26 protein-coding genes are annotated in these 23965 nt (G+C 44.3%); 9 read left to right on the top strand and 17 right to left on the bottom strand.

Features of this window, described 5'->3' with window-relative positions; all coding sequences use genetic code 11:
• Window positions 1-10: 10 nt before the first annotated feature.
• The 6 genes from TAO_RS03085 to bioB are packed head-to-tail and all read right to left on the bottom strand — an operon-like array spanning window position 11 to window position 6499.
• Entirely contained in the window at window positions 11-1963 is a 1953-nt protein-coding gene (locus TAO_RS03085; RefSeq protein WP_096526570.1) for an acyltransferase family protein, read from the bottom strand.
• 14 nt (window positions 1964-1977) lie between these two features.
• Complete coding sequence (gene bioD, locus TAO_RS03080) at window positions 1978-2661, bottom strand: dethiobiotin synthase (RefSeq protein WP_096526569.1); 684 nt, start codon at window positions 2659-2661, stop codon at window positions 1978-1980.
• 6 nt (window positions 2662-2667) lie between these two features.
• The gene (gene bioC / locus TAO_RS03075) at window positions 2668-3528 is read right to left on the bottom strand and encodes a malonyl-ACP O-methyltransferase BioC (RefSeq protein WP_231910556.1); all 861 of its coding nucleotides are present in this window, start codon (window positions 3526-3528) and stop codon (window positions 2668-2670) included.
• Window positions 3529-3533: 5 nt separating this feature from the next.
• Window positions 3534-4298, bottom strand: coding sequence for a pimeloyl-ACP methyl ester esterase BioH (bioH, locus tag TAO_RS03070; RefSeq protein ID WP_096527730.1), 765 nt, complete (start codon window positions 4296-4298; stop codon window positions 3534-3536).
• Window positions 4295-5455 (bottom strand): 8-amino-7-oxononanoate synthase, encoded by a 1161-nt coding sequence (bioF, locus tag TAO_RS03065; protein WP_096526567.1) that lies wholly within the window; start codon window positions 5453-5455, stop codon window positions 4295-4297. Before bioF ends, bioH begins: the two co-directional genes overlap by 4 nt.
• Before the next feature lie 9 nt (window positions 5456-5464).
• Window positions 5465-6499, bottom strand: coding sequence for a biotin synthase BioB (bioB, locus tag TAO_RS03060; RefSeq protein WP_096526566.1), 1035 nt, complete (start codon window positions 6497-6499; stop codon window positions 5465-5467).
• A 72-nt stretch (window positions 6500-6571) separates the two neighbouring features.
• Here bioB and TAO_RS03055 point away from each other — a divergent pair, with 72 nt between their 5' ends.
• Window positions 6572-7270, top strand: coding sequence for a ComF family protein (locus tag TAO_RS03055; RefSeq protein ID WP_096526565.1), 699 nt, complete (start codon window positions 6572-6574; stop codon window positions 7268-7270).
• On the opposite strand, the gene TAO_RS03050 is transcribed toward TAO_RS03055, so the two are convergent.
• The 9 genes from TAO_RS03050 to TAO_RS03010 form a co-directional block, all read right to left on the bottom strand.
• Window positions 7200-8120 carry a thermonuclease family protein gene (locus tag TAO_RS03050; RefSeq protein ID WP_096526564.1) on the bottom strand — a complete coding sequence of 307 codons (921 nt, stop codon included), beginning with the start codon at window positions 8118-8120 and terminating at the stop codon, window positions 7200-7202. The two genes, TAO_RS03055 and TAO_RS03050, sit on opposite strands and share 71 nt — an antisense overlap.
• A gap of 39 nt (window positions 8121-8159) precedes the next feature.
• Window positions 8160-9017: a 4-hydroxybenzoate octaprenyltransferase gene (ubiA, locus tag TAO_RS03045; protein ID WP_096527729.1), complete on the bottom strand. Its 858-nt coding sequence runs from the start codon at window positions 9015-9017 to the stop codon at window positions 8160-8162.
• Between the two features lie 40 nt (window positions 9018-9057).
• The gene (recG, locus tag TAO_RS03040) at window positions 9058-11154 is read right to left on the bottom strand and encodes an ATP-dependent DNA helicase RecG (RefSeq protein ID WP_096526563.1); all 2097 of its coding nucleotides are present in this window, start codon (window positions 11152-11154) and stop codon (window positions 9058-9060) included.
• 2 nt (window positions 11155-11156) lie between these two features.
• Window positions 11157-11543, bottom strand: coding sequence for a RidA family protein (locus TAO_RS03035; protein ID WP_096526562.1), 387 nt, complete (start codon window positions 11541-11543; stop codon window positions 11157-11159).
• Between the two features lie 55 nt (window positions 11544-11598).
• Window positions 11599-13728, bottom strand: a complete 2130-nt coding sequence (gene spoT, locus TAO_RS03030) for a bifunctional GTP diphosphokinase/guanosine-3',5'-bis pyrophosphate 3'-pyrophosphohydrolase (RefSeq protein WP_096526561.1) — start codon at window positions 13726-13728, stop codon at window positions 11599-11601.
• Window positions 13729-13838: 110 nt separating this feature from the next.
• Complete coding sequence (gene rpoZ, locus TAO_RS03025) at window positions 13839-14057, bottom strand: DNA-directed RNA polymerase subunit omega (RefSeq protein WP_096526560.1); 219 nt, start codon at window positions 14055-14057, stop codon at window positions 13839-13841.
• 106 nt (window positions 14058-14163) lie between these two features.
• Window positions 14164-14775, bottom strand: a complete 612-nt coding sequence (gene gmk / locus TAO_RS03020) for a guanylate kinase (protein WP_096526559.1) — start codon at window positions 14773-14775, stop codon at window positions 14164-14166.
• Window positions 14776-14832: 57 nt separating this feature from the next.
• The gene (locus TAO_RS03015) at window positions 14833-15699 is read right to left on the bottom strand and encodes a YicC/YloC family endoribonuclease (protein ID WP_096526558.1); all 867 of its coding nucleotides are present in this window, start codon (window positions 15697-15699) and stop codon (window positions 14833-14835) included.
• A gap of 97 nt (window positions 15700-15796) precedes the next feature.
• Window positions 15797-16495 (bottom strand): TPR end-of-group domain-containing protein, encoded by a 699-nt coding sequence (locus tag TAO_RS03010; protein WP_096526557.1) that lies wholly within the window; start codon window positions 16493-16495, stop codon window positions 15797-15799.
• A 240-nt stretch (window positions 16496-16735) separates the two neighbouring features.
• Here TAO_RS03010 and TAO_RS03005 point away from each other — a divergent pair, with 240 nt between their 5' ends.
• From TAO_RS03005 to TAO_RS02970, 8 genes are all read left to right on the top strand, one after another.
• Window positions 16736-18070, top strand: a complete 1335-nt coding sequence (locus tag TAO_RS03005; RefSeq protein ID WP_096526556.1) for an efflux RND transporter periplasmic adaptor subunit — start codon at window positions 16736-16738, stop codon at window positions 18068-18070.
• A 16-nt stretch (window positions 18071-18086) separates the two neighbouring features.
• Window positions 18087-18782 carry an ABC transporter ATP-binding protein gene (locus tag TAO_RS03000; protein ID WP_096526555.1) on the top strand — a complete coding sequence of 232 codons (696 nt, stop codon included), beginning with the start codon at window positions 18087-18089 and terminating at the stop codon, window positions 18780-18782.
• A 4-nt stretch (window positions 18783-18786) separates the two neighbouring features.
• Window positions 18787-19992, top strand: a complete 1206-nt coding sequence (locus tag TAO_RS02995) for an ABC transporter permease (RefSeq protein WP_096526554.1) — start codon at window positions 18787-18789, stop codon at window positions 19990-19992.
• Between the two features lie 78 nt (window positions 19993-20070).
• Complete coding sequence (locus TAO_RS02990) at window positions 20071-20532, top strand: hypothetical protein (protein ID WP_096526553.1); 462 nt, start codon at window positions 20071-20073, stop codon at window positions 20530-20532.
• A 422-nt stretch (window positions 20533-20954) separates the two neighbouring features.
• Entirely contained in the window at window positions 20955-21395 is a 441-nt protein-coding gene (locus TAO_RS02985; protein ID WP_096526552.1) for a DUF29 domain-containing protein, read from the top strand.
• Window positions 21396-21444: 49 nt separating this feature from the next.
• Window positions 21445-21885 (top strand): DUF29 domain-containing protein, encoded by a 441-nt coding sequence (locus TAO_RS02980; protein ID WP_096526551.1) that lies wholly within the window; start codon window positions 21445-21447, stop codon window positions 21883-21885.
• Window positions 21886-21921: 36 nt separating this feature from the next.
• Window positions 21922-22344, top strand: coding sequence for a DUF29 domain-containing protein (locus TAO_RS02975; protein ID WP_096526550.1), 423 nt, complete (start codon window positions 21922-21924; stop codon window positions 22342-22344).
• Between the two features lie 37 nt (window positions 22345-22381).
• Window positions 22382-22825 carry a DUF29 domain-containing protein gene (locus tag TAO_RS02970; protein ID WP_096526549.1) on the top strand — a complete coding sequence of 148 codons (444 nt, stop codon included), beginning with the start codon at window positions 22382-22384 and terminating at the stop codon, window positions 22823-22825.
• A gap of 18 nt (window positions 22826-22843) precedes the next feature.
• Here the strand turns inward: TAO_RS02970 and TAO_RS02965 are convergent, their stop codons facing one another.
• Together TAO_RS02965 and TAO_RS02960 are read right to left on the bottom strand one after the other, a co-directional pair.
• Window positions 22844-23329, bottom strand: coding sequence for a pilin (locus tag TAO_RS02965; RefSeq protein ID WP_172419052.1), 486 nt, complete (start codon window positions 23327-23329; stop codon window positions 22844-22846).
• A 98-nt stretch (window positions 23330-23427) separates the two neighbouring features.
• A complete protein-coding gene (locus TAO_RS02960; protein ID WP_096526547.1) occupies window positions 23428-23910 on the bottom strand; it encodes a pilin in 483 nt (160 codons plus the stop codon).
• Between the last annotated feature and the right edge of the window lie 55 nt (window positions 23911-23965).

The following is a 23965-nucleotide window of genomic DNA, read 5'->3' as shown; positions in this document are numbered from 1 at the left end:
ATCACTATAACTATTTCATTAAAGCTAAAATATCGCCTATAAAAAGCTGAGCACCATAATAGGATAGATGATCAAAATTATTATAAAGTCCTCCATCTCTATTAAACACAAGACATTTCCCGATACCATTACACATCCTTTTATTCATATCAATAAACTTAATCCCTTCAATGCCCTCTAGCGCTTTTTTAACATCCATATCCATTCTATAAGTAGAAGTTCCTAGATATTCATCCTCAAAATGCCACATTCCAGATGAAATTCTTCTCTTCATTTCTTGATTAACATCAATATTAGGCCACGGCGTATGAAGCAAAATAATAACGTTATAACCAAGATCTATCAGTTTTGAAATTGATTTTCTAAAGCTACTATAAATAAATTCACTCGATACACGGTCTTGTAAATTTGCTACCCCTTTGGAAAAAACATCTAGAGACTTTTTACCCCTATAAAAAAACTGGAACTTAGTGCCTATCAACACATTTGTTGGCTCAGAGCCTTCAAGGACCTTCCAGCGCTCTTTGTTAATTTCCCAACACTCAGGATGACCACCAAACCAGATAGGATCTGATAATAGCGGGCATTCCTCATAATCATAAGCAGCAAAATTAATTTTATCTCTTAACTCATAGAAGCTATATAAAAACACGCTAGCAAAAGAATCCCCCACTATCATTAAATCAAGCTTTCGATTATCTATTCTACAAGCGGTGCTAGGCATTCTCATATTGCACTCAAGCCATTCATTGCCGGCAAAATCCAGACCTGCAGGCGCTAATGCCAGTCTTTTAAACTCGACTTTTTCAAAATGAGCCAGCGCATTTTTGACTTTCTCAGGCTGTCTTTCAGGATATCCGCCCGTATTTTTTGCACCGGTTACAAAACTAAAAATCAGAGTGATTAAAATAAAAATTAAAATATACTTCTGGTTATTCTTGCTGCGCCGCATAGGCTGTTCAAAGAACCGATAGGATAGATAGGCTACCCCTATCATCATCGGCAGCAAAATAAGAAAATCTGTTGTTTCTACCTCAGAAAAATTCAATCTATAAAAAACAAGTATTGGCTGATGATATAAATATAGAGAATAAGAGAGAATCCCTATGAAACTAGAAACTCTCAGGGTAGCCATTTTATATACAAAATCCCCAGATTTTGTATAAAGTATAAATAGTGCGGTACCTAATACTACCGGAAAACTAATAAACCCTGGATGATTATCGGTATCCTTAAAAAAGAATAGGGAATAAAAAATTATCACCAATCCAAAAGCAGACAAATAACTACTATAGGGGTTGTTCTTTATTTTTCCATAGATTAAAAAAGTAAGACCTCCCATGAAAAGCTGCCAGATTCTTGCTGGGGTTGAGTAAAACGCTTGAGCACTATCCATCTGTAACAGATATAAGCAGTAAAAAAATGACGCTGCGGATAAAAATATGATTATTTGCTCAAACTGAGATGATAAAAAGTGTTTTATCCCGTAGATTACGAATGGAAATAGCAGGTAATATTGCCATTCAACCCCTAGACTCCACGTATGTAAAAGGGCTTTATATTTACTGGCATCAGCAACATACGCCTCTTCATTCATAAACACATAATTTGAGTAAAACCCTAATGCGCCCTTAAGAGTCTTAGCAAAGGATAAGAGATCACTGGGCTGTAAAATCCTATAGGCAGCAAAGCACGTAACCAGTAACAAAAGGAGGAGTGCAGGATAAATTCTATCTATCCTGTTCTGGTAAAACTTAAATAACGAGGGCTGTCTCTCTATTAATATTCCCGTAATTAGAAAACCCGATAGCACAAAAAATATATCTACCCCTAAAAATCCCCCCGGAAGTAATGAGAAGCCTTTCCAAGACAATTCGGCATGATAAATGATGACGGAGATGACAGCTAATGCCCTTAATCCATCTAACTCTTTTCTATATTGTTTATGTTCTATCGCCGCCATGGTTTTATAGGTAATTACAACCTCACATAAGGGTTAATATCAAGAAACCCAGCAATCACCTCGGGTGTGGGTGGTGAAAGATAAGGTATTGTGCCTAATAGGGGTGCGGGCAGGCGCTCACAAAGGGCTTGTATATTCTCCTGCGCCCAATCTAAATTAGGGCTAATCTGGTTAGCGATCCAGCCGAGCAAAGGCAGATTGGTGTGTTGAATAGCTGCTGCTGTCAATAAAGCATGATTAAGACAACCTAAGCGTATGCCCACCACTAATACCACAGGCAGCCTCAATAAAACCGCCACATCGGCCATAGTTTGATTAGTATTAATCGGCACGGCCCACCCCCCGATGCCCTCCACCACTACTGCATCAAATTCCCTAGCCAACGCATCAAAGTGGTCTTTAATTACGGTTGGTTGAATCTCAATTCCTTGGATTTCAGCAGCGATATGGGGAGCAATCGGTAAAGCCAATCCATAAGGGTTGATTTGGGGGTAAGTCAATAGAAAGCTGGCATATTGCCCTAGTAATAAAGCATCCTCATTACACAATCCATAATAGGTTTGTGTACATCCACTGGCCACAGGCTTCATAGCTGCAACTTGATAGCCCGCCTGTTGCAAGCAAACCATTAGCCCTAAACTACAGCAGGTTTTACCGATTTCTGTATCCGTGCCGGTTACAAAAATACCCTTACCCATGAAGATTTAACGGCGCTGTATTGGAATCCAAGATCTCCCCCACGCATGACCATAGACCACCTCAAAGCTCGCCGGCAAACCCGCCCCACCTCGAAAGCGCTCATAGGCTTGCTGCATTTTTTGCTGCCGACCTTTTCCCATGAGCCCTCCTTGCCGCCCCGATCCTACCGTCTGCGCGCCAAGGGTTTTTAAATCACGCATTAATTTATAAACGTCTGGATAAGTTAAAGTATAATGTTCCACATCCATAACTGGCTGCACTAAACCAGCGCGAAGTAATCCATCCCCAATATCATGCATATCCATAAAAGGATTAACATGCTGATAGTTATCCACCCCAGACCAAGCGGCTCGTAGCTCCTTTAATGTATCGGGGCCAAAAGTGGTAAAGGTTAATAGTCCGCCTAACTTCAACACCCGTTGAAACTCAGTAAAAATAGCATCCAGACTCCAGCACCATTGTAAGGTCAAGTTAGAAAAAATCAGATCTACACTCTGATCGGCAAAAGGTAAATATTCTGCATCACCACATATAAAGCGGCTCATATGGCCTTTTAAGATACGGGTAAACATCGAGGGCAGTTTTCCTTTAACCCGCTGCCGTGCTTGGTTTAGCATCTCTGGGGCTAAATCTAAGGCAATTATCTGCGCTTTTCCATAACGGCGTAGAAGACCTTTGGTTTGCAGACCTGTACCCGCGCCTACCTCTAGCACTACAGTTGGGGATAATTTCACCAAATCTAAGCGTTCTAGTAATTGATCGCCTACTCTTTGCTGCAGTACTGCTGCCTCATCATAATGCTTAGCCGCTCGATTAAACGCCCGAGCTATTCGCTGTTTATCGCTATCGTAACCAGAGTGACCCACCTGAGCTATACTTCCAAAAAAGCCTTTAATGCATCCAAAAATACTTGAGGATGGGAAAGAAACGGGGCATGTCCAGCACCGGCAACGGCGCATATTTGACCTTGGAATAGTTGGTTAGCCATCCACTCACCTACACTAGCTGGGATTAGAATATCCTGCTGTCCCATAATCATCAAAGTAGGGCAATATACTGCTGCTAAAGCTGATCGCAAATCGCTATTTTGAAGTATAGACAGACTCTCCTGTAAACCTGTAGCGCTTGGGTAACAAATATTCATTTGGGCAAACAAGGTTCTGGCTACTTCTTTAGCCCACTCACTACCTTGAGTTTGCAACAGGGTAAATCGCTTTAAAGTTCCGGGTATATCAATTTTTAATGCCTGAGAAAAACTAGACAATAGTTCAGGCACAACTGCCTGCGGCCAATCAGGTGCTGTAGTAAAACGTGGCGTACTGGCTACCAATACCAGTTTACGCACCTGAGCTGGATAATCCATCGCTATTTGCAGGGCAATTAATCCTCCCAGCGACCAACCTAGCCAGAAAGCCGGAGAGGGTGCTAGCGCTGCCACTCTCTCTGCTAGCCCTTTTAGTTGTTCCCCTTGATATAGTGGCATACTTCGGCCATGGCCGGGCAGATCTATGAGTATTAACCGAAAGTGAGCTGATAGATGAACCATAAGCGAACCCCAAACTCCGCTATGACTCCCCCACCCATGTAGCAAGACCAGATCAGGGCCTAAGCCTAGGTGCGTTATATGTAGCCTCATACGATATCAGCTAACGCTTCAAGCAGTCGTTCCACCTGAGCTGGAGCATGAGCAGCGGTTAGGGTAATGCGTAAACGAGCAGATCCCGTAGGTACTGTAGGGGGGCGAATGGGCGTTATCAAAATCCCTTTAGTTAACAGCGCTTCGCTAATCTTAAGGGTTTTCTCTGAATCTCCTATTACAAGGGGCTGAATCGGAGTATGGGAATCCAATAACTGAAGACCCAAATCGGCAGCACCTTGGCGAAATTGAGCAATTAATTGGGCTAGTTTGTCTCTGCGCCAAGACTCAGTTTGAGCTAACCTTAAGCTCGCCAAGGTAGCTGCCGCCACTGCAGCGGGAGGGGCAGTAGTGTAAATATACGTCCGAGCCTGCTGAATCAAGGTTTCAATTAAGGCTTCCTCACCCGCCACAAAAGCCCCAAAAGTTCCTAGAGCCTTACCCAAAGTACCTACTAAAATGGGCACTTGATCTATACCCAACCCAAAGTGCTCTAAGCTGCCTCGCCCCATTTCTCCCAAAACACCTAAACCATGGGCATCATCTACCATCAGCCAAGCATTAAAGCGGTGGGCTATGATACTTAGATCAGTAAGAGGAGCCAAATCGCCGTCCATACTAAATACACCATCTGTGGCTATGAGCTTACGCCGAGCACGGCTAGTGACCAAAGCCGCTGCCAAATCGCTATAGTTCCGATGCCGATACCGTATAAAACCAGCCCCAGCGAATTTACCTCCATCGAGCAAAGAGGCATGATTTAGTCGATCTTCAAAAATCATATCTTGGCGGTTTAACAAAGTACTTATCAGACCAAGATTAGCCATGTAGCCCGTGGAAAATAATAAGGCACAAGGTCGCTTTACAAATTCCGCTAAAGCCTCTTCTAGCGCATGATGGGCGCGACTATGACCGCTTACTAAGTGAGCAGCACCACTACCTACTCCATACGCTTGAACGCCTTGCTCAAAAGCCACCCGTACTTGGGGATGATTAGCCAACCCTAAATAATCATTACTACAAAAAGTTAAAACTTGACGACCGTCTATTTGTATCTCTGGCCCTTGTGGGCTTTCTAAGATCCGTCGATACCGATAAAGAGATTGGCGCTTACGTCGATCAAGCGCTGGTTTCAGGGTTGTCTTTAAATCCGACACGGCTTAGTTTCAGCTAGAAATAGAATGCCTATCGTCAACACTAGCCATAGTATTTTGGATTCGATCTTCAACAGGTAATAAATCGAGCCCTAATCGTGCGAATAGCTGCTGATCCCGATCAATGGTTGGGTTGCTAGTTGTCAGGAGCTTATCACCGTAAAAAATAGAATTTGCCCCCGCTAAAAAACACAGGGCTTGCAGCTCATCACTCATAGCTTCTCGACCTGCAGACAGGCGCACAAAAGAGCGAGGCATTATAATTCTGGCGCAAGCGATAGTACGTACAAATTCAAACGGATCAAGATCGGGGACTTGAGATAAGGGCGTTCCCTCCACTTTAACCAGCCGATTAATGGGGACACTCTCAGGATGGGAGGGTAAATTCGCCAAGGTTGCTAACAATCCAGCTCGATGAAGCTGATCCTCCCCCATACCTACAATACCGCCACAGCAGACATGAATACCCGCTTCCCGGACTTGCGCTAAGGTATCTAGCCGATCCTGATAAGTACGGGTAGTAATGATCTCGCTATAAAATTCTGGGGAAGTATCCAAGTTATGATTATAGTAATCTAGCCCTGCAGCCTTAAGCCGTATTGCTTGGCCAGGGGCAAGCATACCTAGAGTTACGCAGGTCTCTAAACCAAGGGCTTTAACCTCGGATATCATTTCCGCAATCTTCTCCAGATCTCGATCCTTAAGACCGCGCCAAGCCGCTCCCATACAGAAACGGCTTGCCCCCCGCGCTTTCGCCTTTTGAGCAGCAGCTATTACCTCAGTTAAAGGGAGTAAAGGTTCAGAGTTTACAGAAGTGCTATACCTTACACTTTGGGGACAATAGCTACAGTCCTCTGGGCATCCCCCCGTCTTAATACTGAGTAAAGTACTCGCCTGAACTTGATTAGAATTAAAATGCTGCCGGTGTATTGCTTGGGCTTGATAAATAAGCTCTATAAACGGTAACGAAAATAGAGCAAGTACCTCTTCTACCGACCAATCATGACGTAGGTTATTAACTATATTAACAGGTGAATAATAGGTCATAATGATTCATTATACTTATTAAATAGCTGCCAAATACTTAGCAGGGAAACTACTATTATTAATCAAATCTTAATGCGGCTAAAGACTTTACCACAAAGACTCTATCCTTTTGTGTGTGCTCTATGTGGAGCATCAACTGATACCGGATTAGATCTTTGTACTGCTTGCCAAGCTGATTTACCACTGCTTGGAGTCACCTGTCTGCGCTGTGCTCAGCCCCTATCCGCTGTAGATCCAAAAATTTGTGGCACCTGCCAGCAACAAGCGCCTCCCCAAGATAGAACCCTGAGTGCTTATCGTTATGAGCCGCCTCTGGATCACTTAATCTTGCAGCTAAAATTTCATGGTAAGCTCCATCTTGCGCTGCTACTCAGTCAACTAACTGCTCAATATTTAATCCAGCACAGCCATCCACTACCCGAGTGTATCATCCCAGTCCCATTGCACCCCAGCCGATTACGGGAACGAGGCTTTAACCAAGCATCGGAGATTGCAAAACCTATAGCTACCCAGTTAAAAATCCCCATTAACCATCAAATAATATACCGAAAACACAATACCGCCCCTCAATCAGGGCTATCTCAACAGGAGCGTAAGCGTAATATCCGCGATGCTTTTGCTCTTCATAAACCTTTGACGGCCCGACATGTGGCTATTATGGATGATGTACTGACTACAGGTCATACCGTAGCCGAGATTGCTAAGATTCTACGCCACGCTGGAGCACATACAATTGAAGTATGGGTCTGTGCCCGAACCCTATCTTTATAGGTAATTGTTTAAGCCCGCTAGGATGATAAACTGGAATTGAATAATCGTTCTGGCGGCGGAAAACCCAGCCTCGAACCTCTACCTGATTTCCTAAATAGCGCTCCAGTTTTCCAAAAAACGGTAGCTGATCTTTTGCAATACGGACATCAACATGTGGACTAAACAGTAAGCGGGTATATTTACGCCCAGCTCGAATTTCTATAGGAGTCCCCCGATAACGCTGCCAACCCTGATGATTTGCCCCTTTTTCTAAATCTATAATTGACCTCGGAGCATAATGGGGTAAGCTCCATAGTCCCCGTTTAGCTACCTCAGCCTGTGTCTGGGCTTGAGCCAATTGATCGCTGTACTTAAAGTTAGGGGGAATAAAGCTAACTATAGCTAGCCCTTCCTCCACCAAACGAAGGTTAAGGTGCTCCCCATTTGCCGTAAAAATATGGGCTAATAGTCGACTATAGTGATCAGAGCGTTCCTTATCAAACTCTAATCGTACTCGCTTCCCTTCAAGCTCCTTCCGTAGCCAATCCCGAGCCGCTTCTCCGCCTGGTTCTGCAGATTTATAACGACCCTCGATCTCAGGCGCATTAATTCCCAATAAGCGAACCCGATCCCCTCCCTTGAGTCGAATAGTATCACCATCATACACACGCTGGATATCGTAATAAGTAACTTCAGGCTTGAGCTGGATTACTTGAGCATTAGGATGAGGGCGATCGCTATAGTGCGGGGTGCCCTCAGAATCTATCCAGCGAAAAATAGCGGACTCTAACGAGATTCCAGCCAGCGGCAATCCTAATAATACTAACCCTATTAATCCTTTAATGGCTAGATTACTGATAGCAGTCTTCATCTTTTCTTTTTATTTAGAACCTTAGCCTAGAGCCACAACTTACATTGCTAGGTAGTGGAGCACGATCCCGCTAAAAATAACCGCCCCAAAGGCATTATTATTCAAAAAAGCTTTGAAACAGTTAGCCGGTTCTCGACTCCGAATTAAATATTGCTGATAACTAGCAAACCCAGTTGCCATACCAAGCCCTAAGTAATAATATAGCCCCAGTTCTTCTCTATACCCCGCCCACAATAGTAATAATAATACCAGTCCCTGCATCAAACCGGTGATCAGTCGATCCTGATCATCAAATAAAACAGCCGTAGATTTAATACCGATGCGTAAATCATCTTCCCGATCCACCATGGCATAGAAAGTATCATATACTGTCGTCCAAAGCACAGCAGCCGCAAACAATAGCCATCCGGTAGTAGGTACCGACCCTATCTGAGCTGCAAAAGCCATGGGTACGCCCCAGCTAAAAGCAGCGCCAAGATACATTTGAGGCCAACGTGTATAACGCTTCATAAAAGGATAAGTACCTGCAAGAAAAGCCCCGATAACGGAAAGGGCAATAGTCAACGGATTTAGCAATAACACCAACCCAAAAGCCAATAAACTTAATCCAACAAATAAAGCTATGGCCTCTCTAGGATATATTTCCTTCATAGCAAGGGGACGGTGACGGGTGCGTTGAACATGAGGATCAAAATCACGATCAGCAAAATCATTAATAGCACAACCTGCAGAGCGCATAATGACCACGCCCATTAGAAATATCAATAGTATTTTAAGGTCAGGTTGTCCTTCGCCTGCAATCCATAATGCCCATAGTGTTGGCCATAAAAGTAGAAAAATACCTATAGGCCGATCCAACCGCATTAATCTAGCATATATGATTAATCGTTGTGTTATCACAATATTATTTAAAAAAATCCAGTATTAAACCCAATTTTTATACTTCCCCATAACGATTTCCTCTTCCTAACCAGCGGTGAACTATGGCGGCAGCTTTAGCTGGGTACTGTTGTTGTAATTTCTCTGCTACCTGTGCTACCCACCCTAGCAGATTTTGATCTCGCACCAGATCAGCTAATCGATATTGAGGAAGCCCTGTCTGACGAGTACCCAATATCTCACCAGGGCCTCGAAGTTCAAGATCGCGGCGAGCAATCTCAAAACCATCGTTCGTGACTCGTAAGCAATCCAGCCGTGCCCGACCCAGTTCAGACAACGGTCCATGATACAGTAATATGCAATAACTATCCGTCGCCCCACGACCTACTCGTCCCCGCAACTGATGCAATTGAGATAAGCCTAAACGTTCAGCATTTTCAATAATCATTAAACTGGCATTAGGAACATCAACCCCTACCTCAATCACGGTGGTGGCGACTAGCGCTTGAATAACCCCAGCTTTAAAAGCAGTCATTACCGTCTCTTTTTCTTCAGATTTCAACCGACCGTGAATAAGCCCTATTCGCACCTCTGGTAACGCTTGGGCAAGTTCTACAGCAGCCTTTTCTGCCGCTTGTGCCTGTAAACTCTCCGATTCCTCAATGAGAGTACAGACCCAATAAACCTGTCTCCCTTGATGACAAGCTTGGCGCACTCTAGCCGCTACCTCAGATCGGCGGTAATCTGAAATTGCCACCGTTGCCACGGGAATACGCCCTGGAGGTAGCTGATCAATCACTGAGATATCAAGATCAGCATAAGCGGTCATAGCTAACGTCCGGGGAATAGGCGTTGCAGTCATAATCAACTGATGAGGATAATAGTCACCGTGGCGACCTTTCTCTAGCAAAGCTAAGCGCTGCTCAACCCCAAAGCGATGCTGCTCATCCACCACTATTAATCCTAGCCGATGAAAGGCCACACCTTCCTGAAATAGAGCGTGCGTGCCTACCACAACCTGCAAGCAGCCTTCATTAAGCTGGGTTAAGATCTCCTGCTTTGTTTTTGCATTTTCTTTAGCAACTAGCCGCTCTACCTTAATTTCAAAGGGAGAAAACCATTGCTGCAAGGAATATAAATGCTGTTCTGCCAACAACTCAGTAGGCACCATCAATGCGGCTTGGTAGCCTGCCTCAACTGCCTGTAAAATAGCTAAAGCAGCAACGACTGTTTTACCTGAGCCCACGTCTCCTTGAAGTAAGCGCTGCATAGGAGAGCTTCGGGTCATATCATTTAAAATTTCTTGGCTAACCTGCTGCTGAGCCGTCGTTAACGGGAACGGCAGCCTCTCCAAGAAATGTTGTACCCATATACCCTCACTGCACAGCGATGGTGATTGTAGCTGAGCCGCTCGTAAACGTAGCTGTCGCAACCCAAGATAATAAGCCAACAGTTCTTCAAAAGCTAAGCGCTGTTGAGTAGGGTGCCTACCTGCTGCCAGTAACTCTAACGGAGCTTCTGGTGGGGGTTGATGAATATAGGTAATTGCCTCATTTAATACCGGTAGATGCAGCGATTCTAAGAACGTTTGTGGTAAATAATCGATTATTTCATTATCGTCAAGCTCCCTCAGGACTCTTAAAATAAGAGATCTCAAGCGAGATTGCTGTAACCCACTGGTTGTAGGATAAATAGGGGTTAAGCAAGTTTCTCCTGCTTCTAGATCATTTCCTGAAAGACAAGAATATTCAGGGTGAACCATCTCCAAGCTTCTAAATCCTCGCCGTACTTCACCAAAACAGCGTAACTGAACATCCGATGCCAATAAATTTTTCTGCCAAGCAGAAAAATGAAAAAATCGTAGAAAAATACCCCCGGTCCCATCAGTTACATAGCATAATAAAGATCGACGACGTCCCACCTGAATCTCGCTTAATTTAATTCTTCCTTCAATTAGCACCTTATCGCCTGCTTGTAAGGCGCCAATAGGCGTTATCTGAGTTCGATCTTGATAGCGCTGCGGTAAGTGGAACAGTAGATCTTGAACGCTATAGAGACCCAATTTCTCTAATCGTTTAACTAAATTAGACCCTACCCCCTTGATCTCAGCAATGAGGGTATCTAAGGTTAGAGGTTTATCTGCTTTCTTAACGATCTTTAGTGATTAAGGTGGATAATAGCATCCATTTCTACTGCAGAATCCTTAGGGAGGGATGCAACCCCAATGACCGCTCGCGCTGGGTAAGGCGGGTGGAAATACTTCGTCATAGCAGTATTTATTAGGGAAAAATGAGTTAGATCAGTTAAGTAGACATTTAATTTTACTATCTGGGACAAATTCCCCCCAGCTGCCTCAGCGACTGCTTTGAGATTCTCCAGCACTTGTCGAATTTGTACCTCCATACCTCCCTCTGCTAGCTTCATCGTCTCAGGTACCAGAGGTATTTGTCCAGAAAGATAGACCATATTCCCCGCTTTAATTGCTTGAGAATAAGTCCCAATGGCAAGGGGGGCTCGATCTGTTTGAATTACTTGGTGAGACATAGCAACCTGCTCCTTTATGCTAGCTTTAGTTCAATTAATTTTAAAATCATGCTCACTACTTATCACGGCTAATGCGTAACACCATATCAAGCCTTTTAATCCGTCGCATAACCCGCGCCAACTGGTAGCGATTGCGAACTTCAAGGGTAAATGTAATGCTACAGATCATACCGTCCCGATCATGAATACTCACATTATCAATATTGGTATCCGTATCCGCAATAGCAGCAGCCACTGTCGCCAGAACCCCCCGGCGATTCTTCACATCCACTCGTACTTCAACTGGAAAATCAGCCTGGGTATCATCGGCCCAATCTACTTCCGTCCATCGATCAGGTCGCTCTCGGAATTCTGCTAAGTTTTTACATCGCTCAGTATGAATAACAACACCACGGCCTGCTGTTATAAAACCACGAATAGCATCACCAGGAATAGGTCGGCAGCATTTGGCAAAGGTCACCACCATCCCTTCAGTACCTTTAATCTTCAATGGTTGGCGAGAATTATTTTCAGAGCCTTGATTTTCTTCTTTCTCCTCCATACCATCTGGCGCTAAACGTCGGGCAACAAGTAATCCTGGACGATTACCTAGCCCAATAGCCTCTAAAAGCTGCTCTACCTTTTCTAGTTCAAATTCTCGAAGAAGAGATTGTATGCGTTCTAGGGGAATATCCTTCAAAGTTAAGGAATAACTCTGAAGATGCTGGTTTAACAAGCGCTCCCCTAACTGCACTGACTCCTCTTGCTTTAAGTTTTTAAGATAATGGCGAATATTCGCTCGAGCTTTACCCGTAACTACAAAATTAAGCCAAGAAGGATTAGGCCGCACGGTAGGCGAAGTAATAATCTCTATTTTTTGCCCATTCTCCAAGGGCGTGGATAAGGGGGCCAAGTGTCGATCAATTTTAGCAGCCACACAGTGGTTTCCCACATCCGTATGAACAGCATAGGCAAAATCCACCGCTGTAGCGCCCCTAGCCAATATCATGATCTTACCTTGGGGCGTGAAAACATACACTTCATCTGGGAATAAATCAATTTTAATGTTTTCAAGAAATTCTAAAGAATCTCCAGCACCTTGTTGGATCTCCAGTAAACCTTTAAGCCATTTTCTTGCCCGTCGTTGAGCACGTCCACTCCCCCGTTCATCTCCTACCTTATACAGCCAATGGGCAGCAATTCCAGATTCTGCTACCTGATCCATATCATGGGTTCTAATCTGTACCTCAATAGGCACCTCATATGGACCAAATAAAACCGTATGTAATGACTGATAGCCATTTGCTTTAGGGATAGCAATATAATCCTTAAATTTTCCGGGAACGGGTTTATAAAGACTATGCACGGCTCCCAGTACCCGATAGCAGGAATCTACAGAATTAACAATAATTCGAAAGGCATAAATATCCATTACCTCAGAAAGGGAGCAATGTTTACCGCACATCTTAGTATAAAGGCTATAGAGAATCTTCTCCCGACCTTCAATGCGCCCCTCTAATCCTTCTTGCGTTAATCGCTGAATGATAGCGTTCTGAATAGTGGAAATAACCTCTTTACGATTACCCCGAGCCTGCTTGATGGCCGCATCCAAAACCCGATATCGCAAAGGATAAAGCGCCTGAAACCCTAAATTTTGTAGCTCCCTACGGACATTACTCATCCCTAAACGGTTAGCAATAGGTGCGTAGATTTCTAAGGTTTCTCGGGCTATGCGACGCTGTTTTTCCCGCGCAATGTGATGCAGGGTACGCATATTGTGTAGTCGATCGGCTAACTTCAGCAAAATAACTCGAATATCTCGAGTCATAGCTAAAAGCATTTTTCGTAGATTATCAGCCTGAGCATGCTCACGGGAGATAGCATTAATCTGAGCAAGCTTGCTAACCCCATCTACTAACTCAGCAACATCTTCCCCAAAGGCGCATAATAGATCTGCTTTTGAGACCCCAGTATCCTCTAAGACATCGTGTAGTAAAGCAGCCATAATGCACTGATGATCTATGTGCATTTCCGCTACGATCTGCGCTACTGCTAAAGGATGAGTAATATAGGGTTCGCCAGAGCGACGTTTTTGTTGGCCATGAGCCGCTACTGCAAAATGATAGGCTCGCTGAATCTCGTCCTGTAATTTAGGTTCAAGATAACTAACGGTAGCACATAAAATATCAATACTCCCAGCCGGTATCTCTTGTTTATGGAAGGATTGAGATGCTACTGGATAGGTTTTAATGGTTGCTTGTGACGGGATATTCAGGCTTCCTCCGGGGGGACATTTTCATTTGCGATATGCCCTTTTTAGAGATATCTAGGCACGTTGATCTCATTCATAATATCAGGACTGATATGACCCTCGGCAATCTCACGTAAGGCTACCACAGTAGGTTTATCCTTATCCCAAGGCACAGAGGGTTCCGCTCCAAGAGCCAGCTGTCGCGCTCTTTTAGCTGCGGCCAATATTAACAAAAACCGGTTATCAATATGTTTAATACAATCTTCGACGGTCAAACGCGCCATAATACCTCCTTTTCATACCTTGAATGGATAGAACTAAGACTTAGCACAGAATTCGCCTACTTTCAGAATATCATACGCTAAAGTCAGCACCATAGGCTATAAATGCCTACGCTAATAACTCATACAGCAGACTCTTTAGTTTTTCTTCCTGCCTCTGGCGCAATAAGCGCTGACTCCGAATAATAGCGCTTAAATCCTCTAATGCCGTTCTAAACTCCTCATTGACTATCAAATAATCAAACTCACTATAGTGAGAGATTTCAGCACGAGCATCCCGCATCCTCCGAGCAATGACGGTTCCTTTATCTTGCCCCCGAAGATTAAGCCTACCTTCCAAAGCCTGCTGAGAAGGTGGCAAAATAAAAATACTGGTTGAATTTGGAAACCGTGTCCGCACCTGACGGCCCCCCTGCCAATCAATTTCAAGGATAACATCTAGTCCTTGCTCCAAAAGCTCACTCACGCTTTGGTAAGCCGTACCATAGTAATGGTCAAAAACTCGAGCGTGCTCCAGAAAAGCGCCCGCTTGCGCCATTACTTTAAAGACTTCTTCATCAACGAAATGATAATCCACCCCATCCTGCTCCCCGAGTCGAGGTAACCGAGTGGTATGAGAAACCGAAAAATAAACCCCAGTTACAGAACTGACCAACGCTTTAACCAAACTAGTTTTTCCAGCCCCAGAGGGTGCTGCAATGATAAATAAATTGCCAAACATGATTTACGTGAAGATAAAAAAATATAGCTAATCTTAAAAAACCCTACTCTCGTTAAATTATTCAATATTCTGGATTTGCTCCCGCATTTGCTCAATCAGCACTTTAAGCTCAACTGCATCCTGATTAATGCCTACATCAGCCGATTTAGCTCCTAAAGTATTCGCCTCTCGATTAAGCTCCTGCATTAAAAAATCTAACCGTCGACCCACAGGCTCCTTTCGCTTAAATACTTGCCGAATTTCAACAATATGGGTTTGTAGACGATCTAACTCCTCTGCAACATCGCTTTTTTGGGCAAAAAATACCAACTCTTGCTCCAGTCGCCCCGGATCTAAAGGGGCTTGAATTGTCTCCAAACGGGTACGTAACCGTTCTTGAAAGCGATTCATTATCTGTGGTAAATGGGTTTGTATCCGCCTCAAGATAGATTCAATTTCTTCACAGCGTTGAAGAATAAAAGCACCTAAACGTTCTCCTTCCCTAGCCCGGGTGATCAATATCTCATTGATAGCTTTTTCCAAGGTAGCCAAGGCCTCAGTTTTCAATTTTTCCGTATCAGGGGCTGAGGTCTTTAATATCCCAGGCCAACGTAATAACTCTAAGCTGTTTAAAGGCGCAGAACCATGAGTTAAATTATTGACCTCCTCACAAAGTCGAATCAATGATCGAGCTATGGATTCATCTAGGGAAAACCTAGCGGCCTCCTCTATGGGAGCTTTATAGCGCAGGGAGCATTCTATCTTCCCTCGTCTAAGATGACGGCTGATTTGTTCCCGTACCTGTATCTCAATAAAACGCAGATCCTCGGGTAGTCGTGCCCCTATTTCCAGATAACGATGATTAACCGAACGTAGCTCCCAAGTAAAAGTTCCAAAATCCCCCTGTGCTTCTTGACGGGTAAATGCCGTCATGCTGTAAACCATGAACTATCTCCAATCATCGCCTAAAGTTAATAAGAAAATATCATCAGCAAAAAGCCTTCTCTGCTAGGAGACATATGGCTCTACTTATTTACCTACTTTATGATAACGACTTTTGTCGCTTCAAGCGGCGCCACCAAGGTTTATTTTGCTGTTTTTTTTCAGCTTCCCGGACCTGAGATTGGATTTCTTCCTCCTTAATTAAGCTTTGGATAATATGCTTAAACCATTCCTCATCCCTTATATTATCCAAATCTCTGTCCATTTTAAGGTACGCTACAGGAGGGAGATTATCAGCAGCTCTGGCTTGTTCTATATACATCTTGGATTGACGTAGATCCCCCTGCAAACTATAAATACAGGCTAAATTATAAGCCCCTACTCCAGGCTTCAAAGCCTCGGCAGCATTAATCTTCTCCCATGCCTCCCTATAAAAAGGAACTGCGTGCTTATCAGGTCGATTTCTCGCTCGGCTAATTAAGGCTGCTCCCCAATCATTCATGATTTCAGCATTATTGGGATCAAGTTTAAGGGCTGCTCCAAATTTCTCACAGGCACCTTGGCAAAGTTCTTTAACTTCTTTGCCCTCTTTATATTGGGATTGTTCATAAAGCACCGATCCCCAGTAGTGAAGAACTTCGGCGTTATCGGCATCAAATGAGGCGGCTGAGGAAAATTTCTTATAGGCTGCTCTAAATAAATCATCTATTTTAGCCGGCTCCGCTTTTTTTATTTTACTTGCCTCAATTCTTCCTTGGGTAAAGACTATTTTTGCTAGCCATTGTTTAAATTTTTTCATTGATTGCTATCCATTAAACATTTTTCAAATTTATCCTTACTACTGCGCTCTTAGGGAAACTCATTTTACCCCATACTGTCGGCTTAATTAGGCCATCATTTTATCCAATAACAAAGGATAATGCCTTCTTCTTAACCTCTAATTATTAAACTTCTAAATTATCCTAAAATTATTTCCGTCAAGGCCATTTTAATCTAGTGTTAAACTTGTTTTCATTTGAAAATAGCGATCAAAAACCCAATGGAAAACGCGCTACCCTCCCCACCTCGCTCCTCTACGCTTTCGTCTATAGCAACCCATAGCCCTAACATTGATGAGATCAACCAAGTTTTAGGCTTAACACAACAAACCAGTCACCGAAAACGCTGGAGAATATGGGTTATCATTGCCCTCGCCCTAACATTAGCTGGAACGATTATTGCCCGCCAAACGGCCCATAATAATACCGGGACTCAGTTTAATACCAGCTCAGTACAGCAAGGGAACTTAATTGTGACGGTCACTGCCACAGGAACCTTAAAGCCCGTCAATCAGGTAGATGTGGGCAGCGAGCTTTCCGGCACTATTGAAACTGTAGTGGTAGATTACAATGATCACATTAAACAAGGACAGATATTGGCACGGCTTAATACGGATCGCCTACAGACTCAAGTTATTCAAGCTCAGGCTTCCCTCGATGCCGCAAAAGCAAGCCTGCAAGAAGCCCAAGCTACCGTTTTAGAAACGCGGTTACGTTTTGAGCGCTGCCAAAAATTGGCAAAACGACAATTATGCTCCCTAGAAGATCTAGACACCTATCAAGCCGCTTACGCCCGTGGACAGGCAATAGAAACTAGCATGCGGGCGCAAATCGCTATGGCTCGCGCTACCCTCAGTACCCAAGAAACCGATCTGAAAAAAATGATTATCCGCTCTCCTATCGACGGTATCGTCTTAACGCGCGGGGTGGAGCCAGGGCAAACAGTAGCCGCCTCTTTTCAAACTCCCGTACTCTTCACTTTAGCTGAAAGCCTGACCCAGATGGTACTGTACGTCAATGTAGATGAAGCTGATATAGGTCAAGTTAATCAAGGACAACAGGCTACTTTCACCGTTGATGCCTATCCAGATCGAATTTTTCCCGCTCAAATTACCCAAGTTCGCTATGGCGCACTGGAGATTGAAGGCGTAATTACCTATGAGACTTTGTTGAGCGTGGATAACTCAGGTTTATTGCTACGACCGGGAATGACGGCCACCGCAGATATTGTGGTAAAAAAAATAGAAAATGCGCTCCTCATTCCCAATAAAGCGTTACGTTTTACCCCGCCGATACAAAATCAGCCTACTCGTGCGCGCCAAGGGTTAATTAGCTATCTATTTCCCTTCTCTTCCCGGGCTACCGTCCGTAAACATCAGCTGGAGGACCATAACAATAATCCAAAACAGCAACCAGTCTGGATTATGGAAGATGGGCAACCACTCCCAATTCCCGTGACTCTAGGGGCTACAGATGGCACTTTAACGCAGGTATTAGACGGTGAAATTAAACCCAGTATGGATATCATTGTTGAAGCCATGAGTCACCCTTCATAATCTCACGGACAAGCAGATGCCCCAACCGCTTATTGCCCTACAAAAAGTCACCAAAACGTATGGTACAGGCCGAGTAGCCATGCAAGCTTTGCGGAAAGTCGATCTGCAGATAGAGACTGGGGATTTTATCGCCGTCATGGGCCATAGTGGATCGGGAAAATCCACCTGCTTAAATATTCTAGGCTGCCTAGATACGCCCACTTCCGGAACCTATCTCTTTAAAGGAGTTGAGCTGAACCGATTATCCCGTGATCAGCTCGCCCGATTACGCCGCCATTATTTAGGATTTGTATTCCAAGGCTTTAATCTCTTAGCCCGCACTTCAGCCCTTGAGAACGTAGAACTACCCCTGATCTATCGCGGTATCTCCACCACAGAACGTCACGAGCAAGCCAAAGCCGCTTTAGCTACCGTGGGTTTAAGCGGTTGGGAGCACCATACCCCCAGTGAGCTTTCCGGCGGCCAGCAGCAGCGCGTTGCCATTGCTAGGGCCATTGTGACCCAACCGCAAGTGTTATTTGCTGATGAGCCGACGGGTAATCTGGATACAGCCCGCAGCCATGAAATTATGGAATTACTGGTATCTTTGAATCATGATCAAGGCATCACCATTGTGATGGTAACCCATGAAGCCGATATCGCCGCCTATGCTAAGCGTATTATTTATTTTATGGATGGCCGCATCGAATCCGATCAACTTCAGCTAAAATAGCTCCATGTGGTGGAATGCCTTTCTACTAGCTTGGCGCGAAATTCGCCGTAATCTGATGCGTTCCTTTCTGACTATTTTAGGTATTGTCATCGGCGTAGCAGCGGTGATTACCATGGTCACCCTAGGCAGCGGTGCCACCGCCCGCATTACTGAACAAATTGCCAGTCTCGGGAGTAATTTATTAATCATTCGCCCGGGCCAGAGAATGGGACCGGGACTGTCTTCCGTAGCCCCGCCTTTTAGTCTCCGAGATTCTGAGGCTATTGCCCGGGAGATTGACACTATCGCCGCAGTGGCGCCCTCTGCCTCCTATCCCTTAACAGCCATTTTCGGTAACACCAACTGGTCCACCACCGTCACCGGTATTGATAGCCATTATTTTACGGTTCGCAATCAAACCATTGAGATAGGAAGAGCTTTTCTTGACAGTGAACTGCGGGCGGGGAAAGCGCTCTGCATTCTAGGTGCCACGGTGAAAGAAAAGCTATTTGGGGATCAAAATCCAATTGGTAGTCATATCCGCCTGCAAAAGATCTCCTGCCAAGTCATGGGGCTTTTAGAAGCCAAAGGTCAGTCCATGATGGGCTCAGATCAGGATGATATTATTTTGATTCCTTTACGTACTCTCCAGCGCCGTATTGCCGGCAATCAAGATATTCCTTTAATCCAAGTATCAGTTCAAGAGAAGGTTTCAACTTTAAAAGCCCAACGGGATATTGAACAATTGCTGCGCAAACGCCGTCATATTACTCCTTCAAAAGAGAATAATTTTTCCGTTCGAGACATGAAGGAGATCACCAAAATGCTCACCGGTACCACGCAAGTGATGACCACCTTATTGGGGGCGGTAGCCGCTGTGAGTCTGTTAGTAGGTGGGATTGGGATCATGAATATTATGCTGGTATCAGTGACTGAACGTACCCGAGAGATCGGTATTCGTCTGGCCATTGGTGCCCTTGAGCGGGAGGTTTTGCTTCAGTTTTTAATTGAGGCGGTGGTTTTGTCTTCTTTCGGAGGCTTAATGGGTATTTTACTAGCGCTTATCGCCTCTCTAGGGTTAAGCAGTGTCTTACAAGTTCCCTTTATACTCAAGCCCAGCATTGTGATCTTAGCTTTTTTGTTTTCAGCCGCTGTGGGGGTTGTTTTTGGCTATTTCCCGGCTAAGAAAGCGGCAAGACTAGATCCCATTGAAGCCTTGCGATATGAATAAATGATTCTGATATACTGATTCCAGTCTAATTTTACGCTTAGAAATTAAGACTATCACTTGTTTATTAGAGGTTAAATTATGAACAAAATTAAAAAATATGCGCTGCTTTTCTTTCCTCTTATCTTGGTAGGACTATTTGCAGTGAAAACCTACTGGCTAGATGCAGGGGGTATTGTGTTGCCTACCGGCAAAAAAGTCACGGCAGAAGAATTACATACCCAAGCCGTTTTAGCCATTATCGCAGATCAAATTAATAAAAATCTCCCAAGAATGGTGGATCATGAGACTAAACTGAGCAAAGTTGAAGCCCTTGAAGGAGAGTTAAAATATAACTACGACAAAATAAACCGAGTCGCCAGCAGCTTTAATAGCCGTGAATTTGTGAATAAGATGAAACCCAGAGCGGTGGATTTAGCCTGCAATAGCCCAGATATGGCGCTATATTTTGAAAATGGGATTAACGCTCACTATGTTTTTTACGGCAGTGATCACCAGCTGATTGGAGAATTTTTAATCACTCCAGTGCAATGTAGTTATTAATCAACTGGCCAACCCTAGTCTGGTAGCCATGCTATATCCAGTACCTGATCTCACGTCCAACCTACCTGTGTGATCAAAAGCAGCAGGAAATACCGATTCATCTAAATCAGTCTCAAGGATAACCTTATAGACCTCCTTAGTTTAGGTTTTAGGCTGGGGTTGATTTTAATGCTTTATTAATCGACCCTCAGCTCGCTTTTTCCTATATTCTCCACTTCCTCAAATCGACCTTGGCGGGGCTTCATGGCCATCTCTTAGGGCTACGCATAACAATCAGTTTTATAGGTACTCATAGATTGCTTTAGCCGATTAAGCTTAAGTTTTACCCCGCACTTTAAGATAATCATCTAAAAATATTAAGCATGCCATAATAATTAGTGGGGTTATCAAGCGCAGATTTTAATTCTAAGGAGAATAGATTAATGAGCACTCACGACACGGATTACTACGCCTGGACCTATGAAACCGCAGCTAAACTACGGCAAGGGAAATTTAACGAGGTGGATATGAATCAAATTGCTGAGGAGCTGGAAGAGATGGGCAGAAGTGAACGCCATGAACTTGAAAACCGCCTCGCCGTATTATTGGCTCATCTGCTCAAATGGCAATACCAACCTGATCGCAGAGGCAATAGCTGGAGACTGACTATTGACGAACAGAGAGTTAGAATTAGGCGGGTACTTAAACAAAACCCAAGTCTTAAGCCTAAATTGGCTGAGTCAGCATCAGAAGCTTACCTTATTGCCATACCACAAGCTGCTAGAGAAACTCATTTAGCTAAAAATACTTTCCCCCCTACTTTTGAACAAACAAACTGGATGGTAGAACAAGTGCTAGATGATGAGTTTTATCCTGAAAGCTAACGCCCCATTACATTGGATTTTTATTCTTCAGCCCCTGAGAGGTTAACCCATGAGCACTTATAACACGGACTACTACGCCTGGACCTATGAAACCGCAGCCAAACTACGCCAAGAGAAATTTAACGAGGTGGATATGAATCAAATTGCTGAGGAGCTGGAAGAGATGGGCAGAAGTGAACTAGGTGAGCTTGAAAACCGTTTGATTATTATTTTAGCCCACCTACTCAAATGGCAATATCAACCTGATCGCAGAGGCAATAGCTGGCGATTAACCATTAAAGAGCAGCGATTTCGGGTTAAACGGGTACTTAGAAAAAATCCAAGTCTTAAACCTAAACTAAGCGAGGCTGTTTTAGAAGCCTATATCCCAGCCTTGATGCAGGCTGCCCGAGAAACTAATCTCACTGAAGAAACCTTTCCTGCTGCCTTTGAGCAAACAAACTGGATGATAGAACAGGTGTTAGATGAGATCTTTTACCCTGAAGATTAACCCCCGCCGACCCCTAAACCCTTGAGAGAAGAAATCATGAGCACCTATAAGACTGATTTTTACGGTTGGACTCAAGAAACTGCTAAGCTTCTAAGACAAGGTCGATTTACTGAGGTAGATATGGGGGTGATTATTGAAGAAATTGAAGATATGGGGAAAAACCAATTAGAGCAATTGGAGAACCGATTACGATTAATTGTACTCATCGCTCACTTGCTTAAGTGGCAATATCGGCCTGATTTCCGTAGCAATAGTTGGCGTGGAACCATCGTTGAGCAGAGATCACGAATCCGAAAGCTGATAAAGAAAAATCCAAGCCTTAAGCCAGAATTAGAAGCGACTATATTGGAATCTTATGCTGAAACAAATTTAGATCTAAACAGATTCCTAGCCGCCTTTGAACACACCGGCTGGACAGTGGAACAAGTATTAGATAAGGCGTTTTATCCTCAAGACTAACCCCGCCTACCCAAATCTGACATTGGGAGATGACACCATGAGCACCCATGACACCGATTACTACGCTTGGACTCACGAAACCGCAGAAAAACTACGGCAAGGAAAATTTCACGAGGTGGATATGAATCAAATTGCCGAGGAATTGGAAGAGATGGGCAGAAGTGAACGCCATGAGCTAAAAAACCGTTTGATTATTACTCTATCTCACCTACTCAAATGGCAATACCAACCCAAACGGCGGAGCAATAGTTGGCGGTTAACCATTGATGAGCAGCGGATTAGGGCTAGCCAAGTTCTCAAAGCTAATCCAAGCCTTAAGCCAAAATTAGGTGAGACGATACTAGAGGCTTATTTAGCTGCTGTACCTCAAGCGGCATGGGAGACGACGCATTTAGCTAAAAGCGCTTTCCCTCCTGCCTTTGAGCACACCGGTTGGAGTTTAGAACAAATCCTAGATGAGGAATTTTATCCTGAGAGCTAGCGCTATAGCCACCCTAGATTACGGCTCCGCTGGGCAATTAGTCGGCGCGTATGTAGAATCTCCGCTAAAGCGACAGCGCCATGTACCCCCTTGAGATCGAGTGAAAGTGAGGGTTTTACCTTGAATAAATGGGGAAGCTTGGTTGCCAAATTCAGCTTGAATAGTGGTGCCATTTTCTTGCAAAGGGCTGGAAATAATGGGAAACCCGCCCACCGCTCCTTGTGGGGCCACGGTTGATCCTTGAGGAGGATTACCAGCCAAGATATCGGAAATCATGGCCGTGGGATCACAAGCGCCTAGACCAGCGCCCACATTCAGCAAACCCGCCCCTAAACACTGTTCTACTACCCCCTTCTGCTCGCTCAGCTCCACAATCGCCCTTGCCACTTGGGTTCGGGGAAGATAAGTACGATACCAAGGGACAGCCGTGGCGGTAATCACCCCTAAAATAGCGACCCCTACCAGCAGTTCAATTAAGGTAAAACCCTGTTGGATATGGTTCATGTTGTATGTAAACTCCAGCGTACTGAAGACGGTAAAACCTAAAAAGCCACGCTCCAGTAAATAGAGCATGGCTTTGAATGAAAGATACCCTTTAGGTATTAACCACCAGCAGCAGTGCCAGGGCAGCTAGCTGGGCTGTATTTAGCAGCTCCACTATAAATACATTTCCAAGCACCAGTAGTACCATCACGAGTTAAAGTCACTGTATCCCCGTCGATAGCCGTTGCTGCATGGCCACCGTCCTGGGCACTGAGCGTGGCTATAATAGTGCTATCAGCTCCTTTAGCTCCTATTGTAACTTGTGGAAATCCAGAACCCTGAACCGCGACCTCAGATCCTTGGGTAGAGCCTTTAAGAATATCAGAAGGGCTTCCAGCTGGATCGCATTGCCCGTCAGGAATACCATTGTTAAGACAATCCTCAACCACAGTTTTCAGGGCGCTAGACTCGGAAATAGCGCGAGTCACCTGAGTTTTGGCAACATAAGTCTGGTATTGGGGAATAGCCACCGCCGCTAACACGCCCACAATGGCCACGGCAATCATTAATTCAATTAAAGTAAAACCTTGTTGTTTCATCATTATTGTTCACTCCGTTTACATCATAAATATAACGTGGATAAAAATTTAATTTTCA

Source organism: Candidatus Nitrosoglobus terrae (assembly GCF_002356115.1).
Taxonomy (GTDB): Bacteria; Pseudomonadota; Gammaproteobacteria; order Nitrosococcales; family Nitrosococcaceae; genus Nitrosoglobus; species Nitrosoglobus terrae.
This window is presented reverse-complemented; position numbering and strand designations above follow the sequence as displayed.